Below are 3,647 nucleotides of genomic sequence, written 5' to 3'. Positions count from 1 at the left end.
GGATCACGGTCGGCCCCGCCGGCCAGCCGGACACATCAATCGTGCTGGAACCGCCGGCCGCCGATCCCGGCGTCACCGACGAAGAGCGCGGCACCATCGACGAGATGATGGCCAAGGGCACCTATGCGCGCATCCTCCTGGCCACCAAGGACGTCGACGCCACCTTCGAGCGGCTGCAGGCCAGCGGCGCCGAGGTGGTCCAGGAACCGACAGAGCAGGCCTACGGGGTGCGCGACTGCGCCTTCCGCGATCCCGCGGGCAACCTGATCCGCATCCAGCAGCCGATCTAAGGTGGCCGCCGGCCACCGCCGGACCAGCCGCCAGCTGGTTAGATAGAGCCAGTCGACGACGACGGGGACGCGTGGGGCTGCCCCGCCCAACAGATGGAGACACGATGAGCATTGCCACGAGCACGGACACGCAGCCGCCCGAGCTGCATGAAGCGGACAGCCACGACCTGATCCGCGTGCAGGGCGCACGGGAGAACAACCTCAAGGACATCAGCGTCGAGATCCCGAAGCGCCGCTTGACGGTGTTCACCGGCGTGTCCGGCTCGGGCAAGAGCTCGCTGGTGTTCGCCACCATCGCCGCATTGCCACGAGCACGGACACGCAGCCGCCCGAGCTGCATGAAGCGGACAGCCACGACCTGATCCGCGTGCAGGGCGCACGGGAGAACAACCTCAAGGACATCAGCGTCGAGATCCCGAAGCGCCGCTTGACGGTGTTCACCGGCGTGTCCGGCTCGGGCAAGAGCTCGCTGGTGTTCGCCACCATCGCCGCCGAGTCGCAGCGGATGATCAACGAGACCTACAGTGCGTTTGTGCAGGGCTTCATGCCCAACCTGGCACGGCCCGAGGTGGACCTCCTCGAGGGGCTGACGACGGCGATCATCGTTGACCAGGAGCGGATGGGCGCCAACCCCCGATCCACCGTCGGCACCGCCACCGACGCGAACGCCATGCTCCGGATCCTCTTCAGCCGCCTGGGCATGCCCCGCATCGGGCCACCGACTGCCTTTTCCTTCAACGTCCCGACGCGCAAGGCGAGCGGGGTGATGAGTACCGAGAAAGCCGGCGGCCGGGTCGAGCGGAGCGTGGTGCGCGATGTGGTCTACCTTGGCGGCATGTGCGCACGCTGCGAGGGGATGGGCGCGGTTTCGGACTTCGACCTCACCGCGTTGTACGACGACAGCAAGTCGCTCAGCGAGGGTGCCCTGACGATCCCCGGCTACAGCATGGACGGCTGGTACGGCCGGATCTTCAGCGGCGCCGGCTTCGACATGGACAAGCCGATCGCGAAGTTCACCAAGAAGGAAATGCACGACCTCCTCTACAAGGAGCCCACCAAGATCAAGGTCGAGGGCATCAATCTGACCTACGAGGGCGTGATCCCGAAGATCCAAAAATCGATGCTCTCCAAGGACGTCGACGCCATGCAGCCGCACATCCGGGCCTTCGTGGAACGCGCCATCACGTTCCAGACCTGCCCCGAGTGCGACGGCACCCGGCTGAGCCCGGAGGCCAGGTCCGCGAAGATCCAGGGCAAGAACATCGCGGACCTCTGCGAGATGCAGATCAGCGACCTCGCCGCATGGATCCGCGAGCTTGACGCCCCTTCCGTCGCACCCCTGCTGAAAGGCCTGCAGCACCTGCTCGACTCGTTCGCCGAAATCGGGCTGGGTTACCTCTCGCTGGACCGGCCGGCGGGCACCCTGTCCGGCGGCGAGGCCCAGCGCACCAAAATGATCCGGCACCTGGGCTCGTCCCTCACAGACATCACCTACGTCTTTGACGAGCCGACGATCGGCCTGCACCCGCATGACATCGAACGGATGAACCAGCTGCTGCTGCAGCTGCGGGACAAGGGCAACACCGTACTCGTCGTCGAGCACAAGCCGGAGACCATCGCCATCGCCGACCACGTCATTGACCTTGGCCCCGGCGCGGGTACCGCGGGCGGCAGCGTGTGCTTCGAGGGAACCGTGGGAGGCCTGCGGGCGAGCGACACCATCACCGGGCGGCACCTCGACGACCGGGCCAGGTTGAAGGACTCCGTGCGCACCCCGTCCGGCACGCTCGAGGTGCGGGGCGCCTCGACGCACAACCTCAAGGATGTGGACGTCGACGTCCCGCTCGGCGTGCTCTGCGTCGTCACGGGTGTTGCAGGTTCGGGCAAGAGCTCGCTGATTCACGGTTCGGTGGACGGCCGGGACGGTGTGGTAGTGATCGACCAGGGCGCCATCAAGGGTTCGCGGCGCAGCAACCCTGCGACGTACACGGGCCTCCTCGAGCCGATCCGCAAGGCGTTCGCGAAGGCCAACGGAGTGAAGCCGGCGCTCTTCAGCTCCAATTCGGAGGGTGCATGCCCCACCTGCAACGGCGCGGGTGTCATCTTCACCGAGCTCGGTGTCATGGCCACCGTCGAATCCACGTGCGAGGACTGCGAGGGACGGCGGTTCCAGGCAGCAGTTCTGGAGTACACGTTGGGTGGCCGGAATATTTCCGAGGTGCTGGCCATGTCGATGACCGAGGCCGAGGTGTTCTTCAGCGAAGGGCAGGCCCGCACCCCGGCGGCCCACAAGATCCTCGACCGGCTCGTCGACGTCGGGCTCGGCTACCTCACCCTGGGCCAGCCGCTCACCACGCTGTCCGGTGGCGAGCGGCAGCGCGTCAAGCTCGCCACCCAGATGGCGGAGAAGGGTGACGTCTACGTCCTCGACGAGCCCACCACCGGTCTGCATCTCGCCGACGTCCAGAACCTGTTGGGACTCCTGGACCGGCTCGTCGACTCCGGCAAATCGGTCATCGTCATCGAGCACCACCAGGCAGTCATGGCGCACGCCGACTGGATCATCGACCTTGGTCCCGGCGCCGGGCACGACGGCGGCCGGATCGTTTTCGAGGGCACGCCCGGCAGCCTTGTGGCCGCCCGCTCCACCCTCACCGGCGAGCACCTGGCGGCCTACGTCGGTTCAGTGGCTAAAACGGCATCAAGTGAACGAATGCGGTGAATCGGGGGACTAATCTGGGGGCGTGGCAAGCATTCGAGACGCTCAAAAGCAGATGACCCGCCGGCTTTTCCTCGACAAGGGGCTGGAGCTTTTCGAGGAGAAAGGGTTCGCCGCCACCACTGTGGATGACATTTCCGCTGCCGTGGGCACCACCAGGGCAACCTTCTATTCGCATTTTCCGTCCAAAGCCCAGCTCATGCGCTCGCTCGTCGAGCGGTCCAACGAGATGCTGACGGAGGCCGATGTCCCGCCGCTGCATTCGGTGGTGGAGTCCGGGGACCGTGAGCTGATCAGGGTCTGGCTGGCCCGGAAATTTGACCAGTGGGCCGACATCCGCCCCTATGTGGTGGCGGCTCACCAGGCCGCGGCCAGCGAACCGGACATCCAGGCGGCTTTGGACCAGTGGTTCGACACGGCGATCGATGACATGCAGGCGGGCCTCGACAGCGCCGGGCGTTTTGACCCGGCCAGCCGCCGGGTCCGGTGCGCGCTGGCCTTCGGCGAACTGGAGTTCTTTTCCCGGCGCTGGATGCGGCTCGGCTGGACCGTGGACCGCGATACTTCACTGGATCTGATGGTCGAGAACTGGTGCTTCCTGCTGGCTGAGTGAGCCGGCAACGCCGGGGCGCAGCCTG

4 protein-coding genes are annotated in these 3,647 nt (G+C 66.4%); all 4 read left to right on the top strand.

Features of this window, described 5'->3' with window-relative positions; all coding sequences use genetic code 11:
- A partial coding sequence (locus Y706_RS24490) for a VOC family protein (RefSeq protein ID WP_043435555.1) occupies positions 1–290 on the top strand: 290 nt, incomplete at its 5' end.
- A 104-nt stretch (positions 291–394) separates the two neighbouring features.
- Positions 395–652, top strand: coding sequence for a hypothetical protein (locus Y706_RS0108910; RefSeq protein WP_028276330.1), 258 nt, complete (start codon positions 395–397; stop codon positions 650–652).
- Positions 592–3,012 carry an ATP-binding cassette domain-containing protein gene (locus Y706_RS0108905; protein ID WP_028276329.1) on the top strand — a complete coding sequence of 807 codons (2,421 nt, stop codon included), beginning with the start codon at positions 592–594 and terminating at the stop codon, positions 3,010–3,012. The genes Y706_RS0108910 and Y706_RS0108905 overlap by 61 nt, the downstream gene beginning before the upstream one ends.
- Positions 3,013–3,034: 22 nt before the next feature.
- Positions 3,035–3,622 (top strand): TetR/AcrR family transcriptional regulator, encoded by a 588-nt coding sequence (locus tag Y706_RS0108900; RefSeq protein WP_028276328.1) that lies wholly within the window; start codon positions 3,035–3,037, stop codon positions 3,620–3,622.
- Positions 3,623–3,647: the final 25 nt, after the last annotated feature.

The organism is Arthrobacter sp. I3, assembly GCF_000520575.1.
Lineage (GTDB): Bacteria > Actinomycetota > Actinomycetes > Actinomycetales > Micrococcaceae > Arthrobacter > Arthrobacter humicola_A.
Note: the sequence above shows the minus strand (reverse complement) of the source record. Positions and strands in the feature narration are given on the sequence as shown.

Coding starts and splice junctions, on each gene's coding strand:
- Y706_RS0108910 (WP_028276330.1), top strand. CDS start 395: ATGAGCATTGCCACGAGCACGGACACGCAGCCGCCCGAGCTGCATGAA.